We start from the raw sequence: 19,586 nt of genomic DNA, 5'->3' as shown, positions 1-19,586 counted from the left end.
ACATGGATCTTTATGAAAGAATCATAGAACTTAGCAGTATGGGTTATCATTGCTCACAAATGGTTATGATTATGACACTGGAAGCCATAGGTGAGGAAAATCCACAGCTTGTAAAGGCTCTGGGAGGTCTTGGCGGTGGGATCGGTTACTGTGGAGATACCTGTGGCTGCCTAACAGGAGGAGCCTGTGCGATAGGTTTGTTCCTTGGCAATCTGGCTCCGCAGGAGAAAGAAGATATACAGATGAAACCGGCTGTGCAGGAATTATATCAGTGGTTCCATAAGAAGACCGAAGAAGAATTTGGTGCTTTTTATTGTAAGGATATCACTTCTAATTTGGATTGGGGAGTGATTATGGAGCAATGTCCTGCGCTGATTGCAGATACTTATACGAAAGTGATAGAAATACTGACAGAACGGGGAATATTGGAACTATGATTACGCTGGGTAAAACAAAAAGTGTATGCCCGATATGTATGAAAGTACTTACGGCTAAAAAATGTATCGGTGAAGATGGCATTTATCTGGTGAAAGAATGTGATATCCACGGAAAGTTTCAGACACTGATCTGGGAAGGAACGGCAGCAGAGTATCTTTCCTGGGGAAGAGAAAACCTGTCTGCGGAGACTCCGGTAAATCCCAAAATCAAAGAGAAATCCTGCCCGGATAATTGTGGACTCTGTGAGGAGCACGAACGAAAAGGCTGTTGTATGATACTGGAAGTGACAAAGCGCTGCAATATGCACTGCCCGGTCTGCTTTGCTTCGGCAGGAGAATGTCTGGAAAACGGTGATCTTTCAATTGATGAAATAGAAAAGCAATATGATTTTCTGATGGATCATGGAGGACCATTCAATATTCAGCTCTCAGGTGGAGAACCAACCATGCGGGAGGATCTTCCGGAGATCATACATATGGGTAGAGAAAAAGGGTTTACATTTTTTCAATTGAATACCAATGGAATCCGTCTTGCGCAGGAAGCAGGATATGCCAGAAAACTAAAAAAAGCAGGACTGAATACAGTATTTCTTCAGTTTGACGGTGTCACAGATGATGTGTATCAGACATTGCGCGGACGCTCTATGATAGAACTGAAAGAAAAGGCTGTGTTAAACTGTTCGGAAGCGGAACTGGGAATTGCCCTGGTACCTGTCATTGCGCCAGGAGTAAATGACATGCAGGTTGGAGATATTCTGAAGTTTGCGATGGATCATATGCCATTTGTAAGAGGAGTACATTTCCAGCCGATCAGCTATTTTGGCAGATGTTCTCAGCAGCGTCCACAAGCTCCGATTACCATACCAAAGATGTTGAAGCTGATCGAGGAACAGACTGACGGGCTTATGAAAAGCAAGGATTTCGCCGGTGGTGGAGCAGAGAATCCATACTGTTCTTTTCATGCAAGTTATCTGAAAAAAGGTGAGAGGGAACTGAAACTTTTGGAAAAGAAATCAGGCAGAGGATGTTGTTGTACTACCAGCGATAATTCCAGACAGTATGTGGAAAATCAGTGGAGCTATAGCACAAAAAAATTTGATGATGGAGAAATGACACAGACAGATGCGCTGGATGAATTCCTGATCCGGGTTCATAATGAAACTTTTGCAGTATCAGGGATGATTTTTCAGGATGCATGGAATCTGGATCTTGAACGTCTGAAAAGATGTTATATCTGCGAGGTGGATTCTGATTATGGAATGGTGCCGTTTTGTGCATATAATCTGACGAATTCGAAAGGAATATATTTATACAGAAAGTGAAACGATCGAATATAGATGCAATGATCTGTAAGCAGGAAGGTATTACAGAGATTACAAGAGATGAAATACACAGAATACAGCTGGAGAAATTAAATATTGTACTGAAGAGAGAGAAAGAACGAGAGGGTTTTTACCGAGATTTGCCGGAAAGACTGGAAAGCCTGATAGATTTGAGAAGCCTTCCTTTTACGACAGAAACAGATCTGGCACGAGATGGAGGCAGGATGCTGCTTTGCTCCCAGGGGGAAGTCCAGAAAGTGATATCAGAACAGACAAGCGGAACTACCGGTGCCGGTAAACGTGTATTCTATACAGAGGGAGACTGTGAACACACCATAGAACTTTTTATGGCAGGTCTGGGTGAATTTATTTATCCTGGAAGTATAACGATGGTGGCTATGCCATTTTCAGGTCCTTTTGGATTAGGAGAACTGATCGCGGAGGCAATCAGACGTCTGGGAGCAAAACCTCTTTCAACCGGGACAGGAAGAACTTATGGCGAACTGAACAGGATTCTGGAAGAGGAGCAGCCGGATACGTATGTGGGAATGCCGACGGCATTGCTTTCCATGCTTCGAATGTGCGGAAAAGGCAGTATAAAAAGAGCACTGGTATCCGGAGATGCCTGTCCGAAAACTGTCATGAAAGCAATCGAAGAAATTCTGCAAACACGACTTTGGCCGCACTATGGTTCTAGAGAGATGGGGCTTGGAGGTGCCATTTGCTGCACGGCGCATGAGGGCATGCATATGCGGGAAAACCATTGTATTACAGAGATTATAGATGAGAACGGAAATGTGCTGCCGGACGGTAAATGGGGAGAACTGGTGATTACAACCATTGGAATGGAAGCACAGCCGTTGATTCGATATCGAACCGGTGACTGGTCAAGGATCATTCCAGGAAGATGCCTCTGTGGAAGTGAAATAAAACGCCTGGACTTTGTAAAGCGGATGGATCCATTGGGAAGTATCAGAGAGATGGATGAATTACTGTTTGAGATTCCGGAACTGGTAGATTATTGTGTGAAAATTGTAGATGGAAAAAAGGAAATTACAGCGCTTTTTACATCGGACAATGGAGAAGAACGAATCAGGAGTGTTTTGGAAGAGAAGGATATTTGTTCATGGAACTGCAAAAAAGCAAAGTGGGAAGATGGGGCGCTGTATCCTGGCAAACGAGTTACAAGGCAGTGATTTCGTGGTATCATGGAATCACTGCCTTGCCTGTTATTCAGGATAGTATGGACAATCTTCCTGGATACATTCGCGATTATCTTCGCAGTATTTACACGTTATAGAAGACAACGGAATGTTTACAGAACAAAACTGACTGTAAAAATGAACGGCTTCTTCAATGGCAATTCTGCTGGTACGTTTGCAGCAGCGAGGTCCACCAACATCTGCCAGTCTGGATAAAATAATGGAAACAAGTTTTTGAGGAAACGGCCATGCATCTTTGTGAAGTGGACTGGATCCAGTCATAACGGACATGAAAATACCGGCTCCGGCAGCAGCTCCACAGACACCCCAGTAACCACAGGTACCACCCGGAACCTGCTTCGCTCTTTTACAGATTTCAGATAGTGCAGCATTGTAATCCATATGTTCTCCATTATTGCGAAACGCTGTCAGAAGAACACATGGGACAATTGCATGATGCTCCGGTCCATGCATATGTACAGATGGAAGATCCATAATTTTTTCCAGAAGAAGCAAAGCATCTTTTTCTGTACTGTCTCTGAGTGTCGTGATTACCGGAGCATATGTGCCATAGCTGTGACAGGCATCACAGATAAAGTGACCATTTTCACAGACCGCATTGGTTAATTGCTCTTTATGGCAGATGCTGCACGTCTGAATAGAGCTTTCAGCACGATACGTAATAGGAGCACCACAAATCAGACATCCGGAAAAATGTTCCGCTTCACCGCAACAACAGGAATTATTCGTATGATCCATTTGATTCACCTCCGGAGAATTTATTTTAATAGTGTTAATGATGTAAAAAGTATAACATAAAATGAAAAAGTAATGATAAAGTATCTTGACAATCATGTTACTTTGGGTATATGATTTGATCCAATAAAGGGGAGTAACCTGCGCTTAACAAATTGCGTTTGTGATGTTGTCAGTACGGTGGAAGCATCCGGTATCATAAGGAAATGGTGAGACTTTTATTGCATTTTTTATTATGCAATGAAGGTCTTTTTTTTTTATATTTTTTTCAAAGAGGTCTTTCATTGCATAAGAAATTCAGGTAGTAAATACTTAGAAACGATGAGGCGGAAGTGATGAAGGAAATTTATCAGCAGACGGTAGAAGAGGTTCTTGAAAGGGTGAATGGCAAGAAATCTGGGCTTACAAGTGAACAGGTGAAAAGATCCAGAGAAAAGTGTGGGTGGAATGAACTTACAGAAGGAAAGAAGAAAGGTATCCTGCAGATTTTCTTTGAAGGAGCTGTCTATTTCCCGACAGCTCCTTTTCTTGTATTCATTCGGCTGATACAAAGCGACAAAGCCGGCACAATATCATAAGTAATATATAAAACTCTGATGTACATGTGATTAAAAAGAATCAATCATATGCATTAGCCGCTCATGAAAAATATCTCTTTCTTCGTAAATTTTTTCTAACTCTTTTTCAGTAAACAATGCATAGGCGCTATCAGGAACAGCTGTTAATCCATCACAGGTAAATGGTATACGTCGCCCACCTCTGAAAATGGCTGCTTCCCAGTACTTTTTTCTAAAATATTTAATTATTCCCATGTAGTACCATCTCTTTCCCATATTTGTTATTGACGTTCTGGCAAATAAAATACTTCTGTTCTTACTATATTATCATCAAAATCCATTTCTACATAATAATCTCGGACAAAATATGATCTCCAGTAATCATGTAGTGAGTAAATTTCCAATGTTTTGAAATCAACAATGCACAATGGAATGTCAGAGTTAACAGAGCATACCTTGGCAAATGAAATAGAAGCTCCACATGAGATTTTAAGAAAATAGGCAAGTCAAATTCCAGTTGATATTTCACATATTTTAGGAAATTTAATAACTGTTATATTTGATTATCAAATTCTTCGCAAACCCTTGAAAATACTAAGTTTGTAGCAAGTGAACTTTCCCTTACTCTTTCCCTTGTGTTACATTTTCCCATTGCTTTTCATGAACCTTAATATGGGAAAAATTAAGGGAAAGAAAATTTCATAACACAATATAACATATAACAATAACGACATGGTGAACTGATTGAAATGTTTTCGATATTTAACTCTGTAACTGATTATCAAAAGAAAATGGAGATAAGATACGATGAGAACAATTTATGCAGAATATAATATAAACCACGATAGTATTGATGTTTACACAAGTGCTGGATATATGCTTCGCATTGATTGCTGGGAAGCTGAAAAAAATTTAAAAACCACATATGGATCAGAATGTGCGCTTACTTCATTGGCTGTGGATGAGCCTTTGGAATATGCAAGATTATATCTTGATGGCAATTTACAGATGTGGGTGGATACAGAAGATTCATTAGAACTTTATTAAGCAAGAAGTGAGATAGTGTTGTAGGGAGTTTCCTGTAGTTAAAGATACCACACCCGATATGATGAACCCACGCTTCTACACTACCAGCTATGATAAAAGAAAGGACAGCAATTTGACACTGCTGTCCTTTCTTTTATAAAATTGCAGTACACAGAAAAAAGCTGTAAAATGAAAAATATATTTGTCCTTGTAACAATTCTCGGACATTTGCCTGTTATACTATCTGCAAAAAGAAAAGGAAGTGATAATATGAAGCATATTTTAATTGTCGAAGATGATAATCTTTTGAATAAAACGCTTACTTATAATTTGGAATTGGACGGTTACACAATAACTTCTGTTCTGAATGCAAGGACAGCCGCTGAATCATTAAAAACAAACATTTTTGATTTGGTATTGCTGGATATAAATTTACCAGACGGAAATGGTTATGACCTATGCCGTCTTATCAAGCCAGAGCATCCTGATACAGTAGTTATATTTCTAACTGCCAACGATCAGGAAAGCAATCAGATACGGGGATATGAAGCTGGTGCAGTGGATTATATCACGAAACCTTTTTCGATTAGTGCTTTGCAGCGAAAAATCAAAGCCATGTTCGCTATGTTGGAGCATCACAAACCAGCTAAGGATATTTACGAGGATGGTAGCTTGTTTCTGGATTTTTCGGAACAATTTGCAAGTTTGAACGGGAAACCATTAGCACTTTCTGCGATGGAATATAAAATGTTGAACCTATTTCTTAAAAATCCGAAGCAGGTACTTACTCGCCAACAATTTTTAGAAAAACTGTGGGATGTTGATGAAAAATATGTAGATGAACATACCCTTACTACTTCTATCAGCCGTATTCGCAGTAAGATTGAAGCGGATGGCGACACATATATCAAAACGGTTTATGGTATGGGGTATCAATGGACAGGAGGCGAAAAGAAATGAATCTGAATAACCTTTCTGCTAAGAAAATTTGTAGACTGGTTAGTGCTGGCATGGTTTTCTCTATGCTGGTAATTACCGGTATTTTCGGCGGTATAATGCAGGATATACGAATTTTTATAGTGGGTGGAACATTGACACTCTGTGCGTTTTTCTGGATTTGGCTATTGGTGCTGATTTTTGGAAAACGCCTTTCTCATTTTACTTCTAATTTGTGCCGGACGCTGGACAACATGATTGATGGAAACGAGGAATTACAAAAGTCAAATGATAGTGAAACTCTTTTTGCCCGTATCAACCACCGCTTAATTCGGTTGTATGAGATTATGCAGAAAAACCGGCACAAGGTAGACATGGAACGACAGGAGCTTCAAATGCTGATTTCTGATATTTCACATCAAGTTAAAACGCCTGTCAGCAATTTGCAAATGGTAACGGACACACTTTTAACAAAGCCTGTTTCAGAAGAAGAACGGATGGACTTTTTACAAGGCATACGTAGTCAGACTGATAAACTGGATTTTCTGTTCCAAGCACTGGTTAAAACGTCCCGGTTGGAAACCGGAGCAATACGATTAGAAAAGAAAGACAGCAGCTTATTCCATACGCTTGCACAAGCCATGAGCAGTATTGTATATGCCGCAGAGAAAAAAGAAATTGCTGTATCCGTGGATTGCCCGGAAAATTTGATAATCTCCCATGACAGCAAGTGGACAAGCGAAGCCCTTTTCAATCTGCTGGACAATGCAGTAAAATACACTCCGTCAGGTGGAAAGATTTCTGTATCAGTGGTTCAGTGGGAAATGTACGTAGAGGTCAAAGTGACCGACACCGGCAAGGGCATTTCAGAAAGCAATCAGGCTGCCATCTTCCGGCGCTTCTATCGTGAGGAAGAAGTACACGATCAACAGGGTGTGGGAATAGGTTTGTATTTGGCTCGTGAGATTGTAACAAGGCAAGGGGGCTATATCAAGGTTGTTTCAGAGCTGAGGCAAGGCTCAGAATTTTCTATTATGCTTCCTGTAAGGTAAGATATAACCACTTTTTTTGAAATGTCCGAGCGTTGTAACATTTCACTCTGATTTTCGATAAAAATTTTTTCTATCTCGGACATTTGTGTAACATTTGTGGTTTACAATGGCTTTATCAACAGATAGAAAGCCTTGAAAGGAGCATTTGAATATGAGCATTTTACAAACAATCGACTTAAAGAAGTATTACGGCACAGAACCAAATATTACTCGTGCCCTTAATGGTGTAAATTTTACTGTGGAACAGGGAGAATTTGTTGCCGTAGTTGGAACTTCCGGCAGCGGTAAGTCTACATTGCTTCACATGATGGGAGGACTTGATACCCCCACTTCCGGCAGCGTGATTGTACGGGGAGAAGAACTCGCAAAAAAGAATGATGATGAATTGACAATTTTCCGCCGTCGTAACATCGGATTTATCTTCCAAAATTATAATCTGGTTCCGATTTTGAATGTATATGAAAATATCGTCCTGCCTGTGGAACTGGATGGCGATACAGTAGACCAGAAATTTATGGACGAAGTTGTGTATATGTTGGCTTTAGAAGATAAACTGGAAAATATGCCGAACAATCTTTCAGGCGGTCAACAGCAACGTGTAGCGATTGCACGAGCTTTAATTACGAAGCCTGCGATTATCCTTGCTGATGAACCGACCGGAAATCTTGATAGCAAGACCAGTGCAGATGTGTTAGGGCTTTTGAAGCATACCAGCGGAGAATTTAATCAGACCATTGTAATGATTACTCACAACAACGAGATCGCTCAACTCGCAGACCGCATTGTACGGATTGAAGATGGTAAAATTGTTGGCTAAAGGAGGTGGGAATTATGAATTATCCTTTTGAAAATGATACCAGTGCAGTAATTAAAAAATTAGCACGAAAAAGTGTGCGTTTTGATAAGAAGAAAAACTTATTTTGCCTTTCGGCAATTATTGTAGCCGTTGCTATGATAATGATGTCGTTGCTCACAGTGCAAAATATCATTTATCAAAATCAGAAAGAAATCGAAGGATTACATCAAGGGATTTTCTTTGACATTACGCAGGACAGTAAAGAAAAGTTGTTAGCAAACGAAGAAGTAAAAAGTGTAGGACTTTCCTGTAATATCAAAACAGTGAAAGAAAATTCTAAAGAACTGTCTCTGATTTATTATGATGATGACATGCTTAGTTTGATTCCTGCCTTTGACGGAAAATATCCAGAGAAAGCAAGTGAAATTGCTGTTACAGATGCCTTTTTTGCCAGTGAAAATAAGTCTCCGGAAATCAACGCCATAGTTCAGTTGAATCTGGATGGTACTTTGAAGAATTATACTATTGTTGGTATTTATCATGATAAAACTTCTACCGCTTATCCTGTTTTTGTTTCACTTGAAAAATGCCGGGAATTACGTGGAAATAACCTGCTTAATGGATATGTTTGGCTTGAAAATGCAGATACCCTTACAAAAGACGAAGCAACAGAAATATTATCTCAAATTTCAGAGGAGACTGGACTGAATAATTGGACAGTCAGCAGTTACTATGATTATGTAAATACAACTTTGTCCTTCAGTAATTATGCGGTATATGGTGTAGTTGCTGCCATTTTGTTTTTAGCTGCCGCACTTGTAATTTACAGCATTTTCTATATTTCGGTTGGACAAAAAGTTGCTGAGTTCGGACAGCTTCGGACAATAGGGGCAAGTAAAAAGCAAATTTATAAAATAGTTCTTAAACAGGGTTATATGCTTGCAGTTCCGGGGATTTTAATTGGTAGTATCATGGGAACGATCATCAGCTATTGTCTGCAATCAAAAGGCTGGTCAGTATTTGCATTTATTGTTTCTCTATGTGGCGCATGCCTTTTTGGAATACTGCTTGTTTATATTAGTGTTCGTAAACCAGCAAAAATTGCAGCGAATACTTCTCCAATTTCCGCCCTGAAAAATCCAGTGGGAATTGTAAATTACCGCACTCACAAAAGACATCGTATTACGCCTGTATATTTAGCGAAAATCAGCTTTTCCAGAAACAGAAAAAAATCTCTATTGACCATTTTATCATTGGGACTGTGCGGAGTTATATTTTTCCTTGCAGCAAGTTATCAGAGTTCTTTTAATGCCGAGAGTATGGCTCGTTATTGGGATATGAAGTACGGAGATTTCAAAATCAGCATTGATTTAGAAAACGAAAGTGAAAATTTGGATGCTCTCTTGCAGAAAGAATATTTTTCTGATTATGTAAAGCGTGTTGGAGATATAGAGGGAGTTAGCAATATATTTACTTATGCTACCGTACCAGTTGATTTCTCAACAGACAATGATATTTCAGATAGCACCTTGATGCTCGGCTATAATGAAAAGGATTTGGCGTCGCTAAATGCAGCGGTTTTGTCTGGAAATATTACTGATGATACAGAATTAGTTGTAAGTGATCCCGAACGTATTTATGATGTTTACCATTGGAAACCTCAAATTGGGGATACTGTGACCTTTAATTTCAAAAATCATAGTGGTAAAACAATAACAAAAGCATTCAAAATTGGTGCAATCACTTCCAGCAATGATGGAATGGGTGGCTATATTTTCAGAATGCCGGAAAATATGCTCAAAGAACTTGCAGGTTATGACTGTACATACGCAATCGAAATACAAGCAGAAGCTGAATATCAGGAGATAATCGAGCAAGAACTCAAATTACTCGTTTCTGACAATAGGGATGTTCGCTTACAAACCCTTCAAGATTTTATTGTAGAACACCAATCAGACAATCGTGCAGGTTTTACATTAGCTTATGCGATTGCAGCCATCTTGTGGATATTTGCGGTCATCAATCAAATCAATCTTACTGTGACAAATCTTTTATCACAGAAACAGGAAATGGGCACACTAAAATCTATTGGTATGACAAATAAGCAGTTGAAGCAAGCATTTATGATGGAAGGTCTTTTTACTACTTTGATTGCATTGCTTATAACTGCTGTTGTTGGAATCCCCGGCGGATATGCAATCGGTATATTTTTGAAAAATGCAGGCATGTCTACGGGATTTGTATTTCCGGTTGTTGCTTTTACTCTTTTTGCTGTTGCTATGTTTATGCTTGAAAGTTTGATGACAATATTGCTTATTCATTCATGGAAGAAGCAATCTGTTATTGCAATAATGCGAAATTGATGATAGAAAGCTTTTCATATCTCGGTCAGCTCCACAATTACATTACTCTGCTGATACAGCCAGTCCGTAAATTCTTTCGGGCTGGCTGTTCCTGTTTTTACAGCCTTTTTTCTCTGTAATACTTCTTTTCATACAGTAAATTTTCACTAGGCTGGTATGGAGTAATTTTACTGTCTATACAGTAAGTTGAAAATACTAATATGGTCTTTTTTCTAACCAAACTTTAAGATAACATCTAATTCCAACATATGCGCCCTGCGAAAGTACGAAAAGCAATAGAAGATTTACTGACAGTACTTTTTTGATTGATTCTCCAAAATAAATGACAATAGCAACACTTGTCAGTATCATTAGTAGAGTAATAACATCCCAACAGTTTTTCTTATATAATTCTATAACCTTTATTTCTATCAGTATCGCCAGCATCCCTGTTCCTGCCATACATATTCCTACAATCAATATTAGCAATAACCAATATACCATTCCGGCTATAAAAGCATTTGGAATTTTTGTACTAATCTGTGCCGCAGAATGCCCGGCATCAATCGTCCATCCGACAAAGGTTTGTATGAATGATGCTAAATCATTGAAGAATGATTTACAATCGACAAGGAACATATCTGACTGTACTGCCTGAAAAAGAGTGGTTGTCAACGAATACCATGCAAGAAGGAACAAGGTTGTTTGGAACATTACCGTTTTTGCTTTATACTGTCCTGCAAGTCGCTCTTTTTGTGTTTCGTATTTTGCTTTTGCATTCTGATAGGCTGTCCGGTTACAGGCTTCACATTTTTCATAGAGTACCGGCTTTTCTACCGGTATTTCTACGATTTTCTGATGTGTCCGGGCATAATCCCGTTCCTGTGTTAAATAGCATATTTTATCTTGACATTCCTCTATCATGACGTTTGCGCTTCGCAACTTCTCTTTCTCGATCCGCAATGCTCTGTCTGCCAGCTTCAAGTCGTTCTTTAATGCTTGAATATTCCCGGCTCTGTTCTCTTTGTTTAATTTCTCGTTCAAGGTCAGAGATTCGCTGAGCTGCGTCTTCAGTTCCACGATAAGCTGTTCTTTCTGTTCTAGTTCTTCTTGTATCTCCTCGGTCAGGAGCAGAAGTTCTTCCAACTGTTCGGCGTTCTTTGATTCTCTGGATTCGTTCATCTATATCACGTCCTTTCTCTATCTGCTGTTCCAGTTCAGCAATTCGGTGTTCTGTTTCAGTAATAAACTGTTTTCGCTGTTCAGCTTCTGTGCCAATTTCTGCCATTGCTGATTTTCGTTTTCCAAAAGCTCTATCTTCGTTTTCTGTTCTTCCATCTTGGAAAGCAGTTCCTCGGTATTTGGCAAAATGTTGAGCAGCTCGGATAACTCGTTGTTTAATTTTTGTAATTTCTGATTCTGTTTTTGCATAAGAGAGAGTTGAGTGTCCCGGTTCTGCATTTCCAGAATCATTTCTGCCATTAGGTTCTGCTGTTCTTCGATTTGACCAATCATGGATTCCATTAAGGGTATAATTTCCCGGCTTTCTTCTAATGTCATTTAATCGCTCCTTCCATAATGATAATGCACCCGATACTTTCCCAAAGGTGTTTAGTATCTTTTGCAATAACGTGTTTTGTTGTTTTATGATTTGATTTTCCGCTACTTTCCACGAGCCTTTTATTTCCTGCCCGGCAAAAAACTTTTGTTCAATCTTTCTTGCGTCAGCTCCTTCATGGATGGTAGGAATCTGGAGTTTTCCCTGCTTTTCATAAGAACGATGATCAACTTGATTATGCAAAGGCAGATGTTCATTACATACCTTTGCCCATTCACTCCGCCACAGTTCACAATTTTTTGGATTGTTCCATCCAGTAGCATCGGTCAGCACCCGTTTCCATTGCAGGCGGTTTCTTGCTCCAATCTTCTGAATTCCGTTTTCGTCTAATACAGGGATACGGATTCCATGACGGTCAGGGTTTTTCTTATCCTGCCACCAGTTCGGATGGGATTCATCAATCACGATATTTCCGTTTTTATCTCTGACAAAATCCCAATCCTTGACTTCTTTCTTTCCCCAAGAATGATCCGGGTTAAAAGGACGCATAGTTAGAAGCAGATGGACATGGGGGTTGCCATCCCCTTTGTCGTGGATACTCCAATCAGCGCACATTCCTCTATCTACAAAAGTTTTTTGGATATAGTCGGTTGTATATTGAATTTGTTCCTGTCTGCTCCATTCTTTGGGGAGGGCAAATTCAAATGACCTGCCAAGTTGGGCATCTGCATTTTTTTCAATCTTCAATACCTCATTCCATAACCTCTGTTTCTGAAATGTGATTTTGAATTTTTTTAAAGCAGCTTCTTTATCTTCTGACCTTTTGTATCGGACAGATTTTTGAAAGCGTTTTATATTTTCTTCTGGTACTATCTGCCATTCAGGAGGTGCGTTTTCGCACATCATCAGCCGGGTGTAGACCACTTCTTTTTTAGAAGTGTAATAACTGATTCTCCCTGTTTCCTCGTTTTTCATCACATCCCCATTGAGATATGCGGAAGCGGAGATAACAGATTTCCCTTTACTTCGTCCGACTATTTTGATTGTGTAATGAAAAATCGCCATATCTGGATTCCTCCTTTCTGCACATCCGGTATAGATTTCCAGCAACATTGCTTTCGATTTTAGAAAAGGCAGCATTGCCAGAACACCCTCTGCGTAAGAGTGCCCTGCGCATAGCAGCCTGCATGGAATGCGCCTCTCTGGCGAAGAGTGCCTCCTGTGGCATGAGCAGGTCTGGCTGAAAGCCCCGCCGACGGAACGAGCCCGGCAAGCGTGAGCGCAGACCGGTTGCCACTTGTGGCAAACTTATTGGGACGACCTCTGGTTGTCCATAAGTGCGCCCTTCATGAAAAAGCAATGAAGGGAATGAAAAACTCATCCCCTCCGCCATTACACTTCCTCCATATCGGTATTTGTTTCTTTCTGCATTGCCTTTGAGAAAAATTTTCCATTGGCTTCCTGCTTTTTCAGAAAACCAATCAGCTTTGGGATGTCTTCCTCCTCAATAGTCGCACCAAGAACGGATTCCACCGCACCGCCAACCTGACAGAGCCTATGGGTTCGTTTTTTACTTTCTTCGGCTTTCTTTCGTTTTAGAAGTTCTTTCTTCTGTGCTGCATATCGTTTTGCTTTTTCAAGGCTTTCCTGTTCCTTCTTTTCCATTTCAAGCATTCGTTCTTCATAACTTTTTGTTGATTTTGCCATTCTTACATTCTCCTTTCCTTCACAAACATAAGTTCTCGGTTGCGTATCAGAAGAAGCACATGGTATAATCTTCTTGCGTGTAGGTATATCATGGCTTCGGTCTGATAGAACCTTTGGCGGTTTCTTCGGAAGCCGCCTTTTTAATTTGCCGCAGTTCTTGTTACGGCTTTTACATTTCCTCTATCCCTCAAATCACGACCTTCATTAGCTTCCATAAACATTTCCAGAATATCGGTTTTAATCAGGACTTTGCGACCAACCTTTAATACTGGAAGTTTCTTCCATTCTACAAGCTGTCTTAAGGTATTTCTGCCGATTCCCGTATAGTCAGCAGCTTCTTCGATGGATAATGCAATTTTTCTTTGCGTCATATAATCACCTCCTTATAAATTGCATTATGCAATTCTTGTGATGTAAGTATATCCTTTTCATATCTTTTTGTCAAGCGTTACGAAATATCAAAAACAAACTATATGTTGCATATTGCAATTTTGGAAAAACAATGCTATAATTCATACATACCGAAAAAGGAGGCAGTCAGCATGAAAGATAAAGAACTACGCAAGCTGATAGGCAGCAGAGTAAAACAGCGCCGTCTGGAATTGAATCTGACACAGCCTTATGTCGCAGAAAAGATGGGGGTTACCGCTTCTACAATCCTGCGTTATGAGAATGGTTCGATTGACAATACGAAAAAAATGGTGCTGGAAGGTCTTTCGGAAGCACTCCATGTATCTGTGGAATGGCTCAAAGGGGAAACAGATGAATATGAAACCGACATTACGGATAAGAGAGAGTTACAGATTCGTGATGCGATGGGAGATATTCTGGAACAGTTACCGCTTGCCCTTACCAAAGAAGAAGATGCTTTTTCAAAAGATTTATTACTGCTGATGTTAAAACAATATGGTCTGTTTTTGGATTCCTTCCAGTTCGCCTGCAAAAATTTCAAGGGGAATGCTGGTCAGACGGATATTGCCAAAACAATAGGGTTTGAATCGAATGAGGAATATAATGAGATTATGTTCTTAAGGGAAATCACTCCTACCATCAATGCTCTTAATGAGATGGCAGACGTTGTAAGGCTCTATTCCAAGAAACCAAAAACAGCAGAACAAAGGCTTGCAAATCTTTTATCAGAAGTCTTATACGAAGATTCCGAATCGGTATAGTAAGACAACCGGAGTTATGATATACTTACACGCACGAAGCATTTCATCAGTTCCGATTGTCTAATATCGAAAGGAGATATACGATTATGGCAAAAGGATCTGTAAGAAAAAAAGGAAAGAAATGGTACTACCGCTTCTATGTAGAGGACGCAAGCGGCAATCTTGTTCAAAAAGAATGCGTTGGAACAGAAAGCAAAAGTGAAACTGAAAAGCTGCTCCGTCAGGCAATGGATGATTATGAAAAAAAGAAATTTGTTGCCAAAGCGGAAAATCTCACAGTCGGACAACTTCTGGATGTGTGGGCAGAGGAGGAATTAAAAACAGGTACGCTCAGCAATGGTACTGTGGAGAATTACCTCGGAACAATCCGAAATATCAAGAAACACCCATTGGCAGAACGGAAATTAAAAAATGTAACCTCTGAGCATTTGCAATCCTTCTTTGATTTGCTTTCCTTTGGGGGAGTTCATCCCGATGGAAAAGAGAAAAAGGGTTACAGCAAAGATTACATCCATTCTTTTTCCGCAGTCATGCAGCAGTCCTTCCGCTTTGCAGTATTTCCAAAACAGTATATTACGTTTAATCCCATGCAGTATATTAAACTGCGGTATCAGACGGATGAAGTTGATTTGTTTTCAGACGAGGACATGGACGGAAATATCCAACCAATTTCACGAGAAGATTATGAAAGACTGCTTACGTATCTTCAAAAAAAGAACCCAGCCGCAATACTTCCAATCCAGATAGCCTATTATACCGGGCTTCGTATTGGAGAAGCCTGTGGTTTGGCATGGCAGGACGTAAATCTGGAAGAACAATGCCTTACCATAAGACGCAGCATCCGATATGATGGCTCAAAACGCAAATATATCATCGGACCAACCAAGCGGAAAAAAGTGAGGATTGTTGATTTTGGAGATACGCTGGTAGAGATTTTCCGTAATGCCCGGAAAGAGCAGTTAAAAAATCGAATGCAGTATGGAGAACTTTATCACACGAACTACTACAAAGAGGTCAAAGAGAAAAACAGAGTGTACTACGAGTATTATTGCTTAGACAGAACAGAGGAAGTCCCGGCAGATTATAAAGAAATTTCTTTCGTCTGCTTAAGACCTGATGGCTGTCTGGAACTTCCGACTACTTTGGGAACGGTATGCAGAAAGGTAGCAAAAACATTAGAGGGATTTGAAGGCTTTCATTTCCACCAGTTACGTCACACCTATACAAGCAACCTTTTAGCAAATGGAGCTGCCCCAAAAGATGTGCAGGAACTGTTAGGACACTCAGATGTAAGTACCACAATGAATGTCTATGCTCACTCCACAAGAGATGCTAAACGAAAATCAGTTAGGCTTCTTGATAAAGTGGTAGGCAATGATTAAAAAAATTCCCTTATTTCCCTTGTGATTATCTCATAAGGGTAAAAATAAGGGAAACTACATATCATTTCACTAATGGACAGGCGGGAAAGCCTATAAAATGGGGAAAGTTAGAGAGATAATTATATAAATTCCAGTTTGGAGAATTGAAAAAATGGAATTTACCTATTAAGACATATAAACTCTTGACAATAAAGCTCCTATATAGTATGTTTTTAATAAACTACTATATAGGAGATTTTGCATGGAAATGAATGGAGGATTTCTTGTCACAAAAATAAAACAGCTTGGAGACCGGATTTTTGAGAAGATTCTCAGTGAAAAGAATATTGATGCGTTTAATGGAGCCCAGGGACGTATTCTTTATGTGCTGTGGCAGGAGGATGGTATCTCAATCAGGTCACTCTCGACTAAATGCGGATTAGCGATAACATCTCTTACTACGATGCTGGAAAGAATGGAAAATCAAGGGCTGATAAGCCGTGTTCAGTCTGAAACGGACAAAAGGAAAACACTCCTGTTTCTGACTGAGAAAGCACATGCCTTAAAGGGCGAGTACGATTCTGTATCTGATGAGATGGGCAGTATTTACTACAAAGGTTTTTCAGAGGAAGAAATTACCCGGTTTGAGAAATGTCTCGACCGCATCAGAAAGAATCTTGAGGAGTGGCAGAAGTCATGAGTATTTGTATCAAAGATCAGATTCAGAACATGAATATCGTCATTGGCTGCACAGTGGGGTGTACATATTGCTATGCCCGCAACAACGTGAAACGCTGGCATATGATTGATGACTTCGCTGACCCTGAATTCTTTCCGGGTAAGCTCAAGATGATGGAAAAGAAACGTCCGCAGAACTTTCTTCTTACCGGGATGAGCGATCTCTCCGGATGGAAGCCGGAATGGAGAGACGAGGTATTTGCAAAGATCCGTGAAAATCCACAGCATCAGTTCCTGTTCCTTACCAAGCGACCTGATTTGCTGGATTTTGATACCGATTTGGAAAACGCATGGTTTGGCGTTACGGTGACGAGGAAAGCAGAACTGTGGCGTATCGACGCCCTTCGGAAAAACGTCAGAGCAAAACATTACCATGTTACCTTTGAGCCGTTATTCGACGATCCCGGCACAGTTGACCTTTCCGGAATCAATTGGATCGTTGTGGGCACCATGACCGGAGCTCAGAGCAGGAAGATTCATACGGAGCCGGAATGGGCATGGTCTCTGGCGGACCAGGCACATAAGCTCGGCATTCCGGTGTTTATGAAGGAAGACCTTGTCCCTATCATAGGGGATGAAAATATGATTCAGGAAATGCCGGAAGAATTTAATAAAGTGTTAGCGGTACAGAAATCATGGAAGAAGTAATAAATGGAATCCTCATTCGTGAGGTGGAAACAAAGAACATCATGACTAAGTCTAGTCTGCCGGTAGGCGGTTACTCGGTCAATCCCTATGTGGGCTGTACACATGCCTGCAAGTATTGCTATGCTTCTTTTATGAAGCGCTTTACCGGGCACAAGGAGGAATGGGGCACTTTCCTTGATGTGAAGCATTGGACGGAAATTAAAAATCCGAAGAAATATGCCGGACAGCGGGTGGTCATCGGTTCTGTGACAGATGGCTACAATCCACAGGAGGAGCAATTCGGGAATACCAGAAAACTTCTGGAGCAGCTGATCGGCAGTGACGCAGATATTCTGATCTGCACAAAGTCGGATCTTGTGGTACGAGATATTGATTTACTGAAGAAGCTTGGACGTGTAACCGTTTCATGGTCGATCAACACACTAGATGAAAAATTCAAGAACGATATGGACTCTGCTTCGAGCATTGAGCACCGTATCGCTGCTATGAAGCAGGTATATGAGGCAGGTATCCGTACAGTCTGTTTCGTATCCCCGGTATTTCCCGGTATCACGGATTTTGAAGCAATCTTTGAGCGGGTAAAGGATCAGTGCGATCTGTTCTGGCTCGAAAATCTCAATCTTCGAGGCGGTTTCAAAAAGACAATTATGAATTATATCGCCGGAAAATATCCTGATCTTGTACCACTTTACGACGAGATCTATAACAAGCATAACCGCAGCTACTTTGAAGCACTTGAAGTAAAAGCTGAGAAAATGGCTAAGAAGTATGATTGTGCCTTTGTGGATAATGAAATGCCTTATGGCAGAGTCCCGCAGGGACATCCGGTGATCGTAGATTATTTCTATCATGAGGAAATCCGTGGGACAGAGAATACCGGAAAAAGAAATCGCTAACTTCCAGTTTGTATATATCTTTTAAAAGGTATATGATTAAGAAAAACGGCAGGAGGTATCTGAATGAAATCACATAAATATTGGTCTATCGGTGCACTGATTACAATGCTTGGAACTTTTTATACAGGTTATAAGGGATCAAAAGAAGGCCATAAGTACTTTGCAGCAAGTTCTTTGCTTTGCATGATTATGGCTATTTATACAGGACACAAGATGATTTCTGGTAAAAGTAGGAAGAAAAAAGAAGTTTCAGTAGAGAGTGTTGAAGATTAAAAAACAAAATATTTTAATAAATAACGCCGGTGCGGGATTTTTGATATCCAGTACTGGCGTTATTTATTCTACAGGGGCTTGGGGGTGTAGCCACCAAATATATTATTAATTTTCTTCTTCGGTAAGTTTGTTAAGGATCCACTCCCTATTGATAACAATATCCTCATCATCGCGGAAATCTTTGAAATCATCGCAGTGTGAAGAAGCAAATTCATACATATTGTCAATGTCAACTGCACCAGTGATCTCACCCTTATTAATGATTATAAGAATATTTGTTCCGTCGTCGACAGCAAAGCGCAGTTCATCAAATTCTTTATCAGGATTATTCTCGTGAAGAGAATCTGTCACAAGTAATTTAACAAGTTCCATTATCCTGTCATCTTTACCTGCATCAAAAATCTGTATCTTTTCAACGAGCTGATTTGGTGATGTTACGATTCGGGCTAAATATTTTTTAGTACGAAAATCAAACAAAGCATTTTCACCATAAAACATTTCATATGTCTTCTCTATTTCTGATTCAGAAACCAGATAAATCATGATAAGATCTTCCATCTGGTGATAGAGTGTAGAGTAGTCTAAACGAAAGGTCTTTCCACAGCTCGGGCAGGTATAAAGGAAAATAGATTGATTAAGTACCTTCTCTTTCATTTCAGGATCCAGTGTAGTATTAATGCTGTCCCAGAGTTCAAAATCTCCCTCATGATGACAGGAAGGGCAGGTTACCTTTTCCATATGATGTCTTGACATAAATGATCCCCCTTTCAGTGAGATAAATCGATAGTTTTCTTATTATTGAACAAT

General features: G+C 40.0%; 22 protein-coding genes and 1 pseudogene. 16 read left to right on the top strand and 7 right to left on the bottom strand.

Features of this window, described 5'->3' with window-relative positions; translation table 11 throughout:
* The first annotated feature begins 2 nt into the window (after positions 1-2).
* The 3 genes from LI091_RS11140 to LI091_RS11130 are packed head-to-tail and all read left to right on the top strand — an operon-like array spanning position 3 to position 2,955.
* The gene (locus LI091_RS11140; protein WP_021650124.1) at positions 3-437 is read left to right on the top strand and encodes a DVU_1555 family C-GCAxxG-C-C protein; all 435 of its coding nucleotides are present in this window, start codon (positions 3-5) and stop codon (positions 435-437) included.
* Positions 434-1,759 (top strand): radical SAM (seleno)protein TrsS, encoded by a 1,326-nt coding sequence (gene trsS, locus LI091_RS11135; RefSeq protein WP_092071066.1) that lies wholly within the window; start codon positions 434-436, stop codon positions 1,757-1,759. Before LI091_RS11140 ends, trsS begins: the two co-directional genes overlap by 4 nt.
* A 20-nt stretch (positions 1,760-1,779) precedes the next feature.
* Positions 1,780-2,955 carry a DVU_1553 family AMP-dependent CoA ligase gene (locus tag LI091_RS11130; protein WP_265191168.1) on the top strand — a complete coding sequence of 392 codons (1,176 nt, stop codon included), beginning with the start codon at positions 1,780-1,782 and terminating at the stop codon, positions 2,953-2,955.
* 33 nt (positions 2,956-2,988) lie between these two features.
* Here LI091_RS11130 and LI091_RS11125 read toward each other — a convergent pair whose 3' ends face one another.
* Positions 2,989-3,720, bottom strand: a complete 732-nt coding sequence (locus tag LI091_RS11125; protein ID WP_265191167.1) for a DUF5714 domain-containing protein — start codon at positions 3,718-3,720, stop codon at positions 2,989-2,991.
* 332 nt (positions 3,721-4,052) lie between these two features.
* On the opposite strand from LI091_RS11125, the gene LI091_RS11120 reads away from it, so the two are divergent.
* Positions 4,053-4,295, top strand: a complete 243-nt coding sequence (locus LI091_RS11120; protein ID WP_015526489.1) for a cation-transporting P-type ATPase — start codon at positions 4,053-4,055, stop codon at positions 4,293-4,295.
* Positions 4,296-4,325: 30 nt separating this feature from the next.
* On the opposite strand, the gene LI091_RS11115 is transcribed toward LI091_RS11120, so the two are convergent.
* Positions 4,326-4,529: a hypothetical protein gene (locus tag LI091_RS11115; protein WP_044960377.1), complete on the bottom strand. Its 204-nt coding sequence runs from the start codon at positions 4,527-4,529 to the stop codon at positions 4,326-4,328.
* A 177-nt stretch (positions 4,530-4,706) separates the two neighbouring features.
* On the opposite strand from LI091_RS11115, the pseudogene LI091_RS18640 reads away from it, so the two are divergent.
* The 6 genes and pseudogenes from LI091_RS18640 to LI091_RS11090 all read left to right on the top strand — a co-directional run.
* Positions 4,707-4,775: pseudogene (locus LI091_RS18640) on the top strand (LPS biosynthesis protein); the annotation flags it as partial.
* A 306-nt stretch (positions 4,776-5,081) separates the two neighbouring features.
* Positions 5,082-5,321, top strand: a complete 240-nt coding sequence (locus tag LI091_RS11110; protein WP_006859036.1) for a DUF6061 family protein — start codon at positions 5,082-5,084, stop codon at positions 5,319-5,321.
* A gap of 249 nt (positions 5,322-5,570) precedes the next feature.
* A complete protein-coding gene (locus LI091_RS11105) occupies positions 5,571-6,260 on the top strand; it encodes a response regulator transcription factor (protein ID WP_009265522.1) in 690 nt (229 codons plus the stop codon).
* Entirely contained in the window at positions 6,257-7,288 is a 1,032-nt protein-coding gene (locus LI091_RS11100; RefSeq protein WP_006859034.1) for a sensor histidine kinase, read from the top strand. Before LI091_RS11105 ends, LI091_RS11100 begins: the two co-directional genes overlap by 4 nt.
* A 151-nt stretch (positions 7,289-7,439) precedes the next feature.
* Positions 7,440-8,105 carry an ABC transporter ATP-binding protein gene (locus LI091_RS11095; protein WP_006859033.1) on the top strand — a complete coding sequence of 222 codons (666 nt, stop codon included), beginning with the start codon at positions 7,440-7,442 and terminating at the stop codon, positions 8,103-8,105.
* A gap of 14 nt (positions 8,106-8,119) precedes the next feature.
* Complete coding sequence (locus LI091_RS11090; protein ID WP_006859032.1) at positions 8,120-10,447, top strand: ABC transporter permease; 2,328 nt, start codon at positions 8,120-8,122, stop codon at positions 10,445-10,447.
* A gap of 195 nt (positions 10,448-10,642) precedes the next feature.
* On the opposite strand, the gene LI091_RS11085 is transcribed toward LI091_RS11090, so the two are convergent.
* The 4 genes from LI091_RS11085 to LI091_RS11065 form a co-directional block, all read right to left on the bottom strand.
* The gene (locus LI091_RS11085; protein WP_008394183.1) at positions 10,643-11,350 is read right to left on the bottom strand and encodes a DUF6040 family protein; all 708 of its coding nucleotides are present in this window, start codon (positions 11,348-11,350) and stop codon (positions 10,643-10,645) included.
* On the bottom strand, positions 11,328-13,049 hold the full coding sequence (locus LI091_RS11080; protein ID WP_156724234.1) for a MobA/MobL family protein: 1,722 nt from the start codon (positions 13,047-13,049) through the stop codon (positions 11,328-11,330). The genes LI091_RS11085 and LI091_RS11080 overlap by 23 nt, the downstream gene beginning before the upstream one ends.
* 327 nt (positions 13,050-13,376) lie before the next feature.
* The gene (locus LI091_RS11070) at positions 13,377-13,691 is read right to left on the bottom strand and encodes a hypothetical protein (RefSeq protein ID WP_008394181.1); all 315 of its coding nucleotides are present in this window, start codon (positions 13,689-13,691) and stop codon (positions 13,377-13,379) included.
* A 140-nt stretch (positions 13,692-13,831) separates the two neighbouring features.
* A complete protein-coding gene (locus LI091_RS11065) occupies positions 13,832-14,062 on the bottom strand; it encodes a helix-turn-helix domain-containing protein (RefSeq protein ID WP_004843519.1) in 231 nt (76 codons plus the stop codon).
* A gap of 171 nt (positions 14,063-14,233) precedes the next feature.
* Here LI091_RS11065 and LI091_RS11060 point away from each other — a divergent pair, with 171 nt between their 5' ends.
* The 6 genes from LI091_RS11060 (at position 14,234) to LI091_RS11035 (ending at position 18,779) form a co-directional block, all read left to right on the top strand.
* Positions 14,234-14,863, top strand: a complete 630-nt coding sequence (locus tag LI091_RS11060) for a helix-turn-helix domain-containing protein (protein ID WP_015530715.1) — start codon at positions 14,234-14,236, stop codon at positions 14,861-14,863.
* Between the two features lie 86 nt (positions 14,864-14,949).
* A complete protein-coding gene (locus LI091_RS11055) occupies positions 14,950-16,245 on the top strand; it encodes a tyrosine-type recombinase/integrase (protein ID WP_265191165.1) in 1,296 nt (431 codons plus the stop codon).
* Positions 16,246-16,486: 241 nt separating this feature from the next.
* The gene (locus LI091_RS11050; RefSeq protein WP_005608550.1) at positions 16,487-16,924 is read left to right on the top strand and encodes a radical SAM mobile pair system MarR family transcriptional regulator; all 438 of its coding nucleotides are present in this window, start codon (positions 16,487-16,489) and stop codon (positions 16,922-16,924) included.
* Positions 16,921-17,610: a radical SAM mobile pair protein A gene (locus LI091_RS11045; RefSeq protein ID WP_265191164.1), complete on the top strand. Its 690-nt coding sequence runs from the start codon at positions 16,921-16,923 to the stop codon at positions 17,608-17,610. The genes LI091_RS11050 and LI091_RS11045 overlap by 4 nt, the downstream gene beginning before the upstream one ends.
* The gene (locus tag LI091_RS11040; protein ID WP_256163884.1) at positions 17,598-18,506 is read left to right on the top strand and encodes a radical SAM mobile pair protein B; all 909 of its coding nucleotides are present in this window, start codon (positions 17,598-17,600) and stop codon (positions 18,504-18,506) included. The genes LI091_RS11045 and LI091_RS11040 overlap by 13 nt, the downstream gene beginning before the upstream one ends.
* 63 nt (positions 18,507-18,569) lie before the next feature.
* Positions 18,570-18,779, top strand: a complete 210-nt coding sequence (locus LI091_RS11035) for a DUF6219 family protein (RefSeq protein ID WP_008392833.1) — start codon at positions 18,570-18,572, stop codon at positions 18,777-18,779.
* A 105-nt stretch (positions 18,780-18,884) separates the two neighbouring features.
* Here LI091_RS11035 and LI091_RS11030 read toward each other — a convergent pair whose 3' ends face one another.
* Positions 18,885-19,532, bottom strand: a complete 648-nt coding sequence (locus LI091_RS11030; RefSeq protein WP_173775589.1) for a CpXC domain-containing protein — start codon at positions 19,530-19,532, stop codon at positions 18,885-18,887.
* Between the last annotated feature and the right edge of the window lie 54 nt (positions 19,533-19,586).

The organism is Blautia sp. MSK20_18 (genome assembly GCF_020553125.1).
GTDB lineage: Bacteria > Bacillota > Clostridia > Lachnospirales > Lachnospiraceae > Blautia_A > Blautia_A fusiformis.
This window is presented reverse-complemented; position numbering and strand designations above follow the sequence as displayed.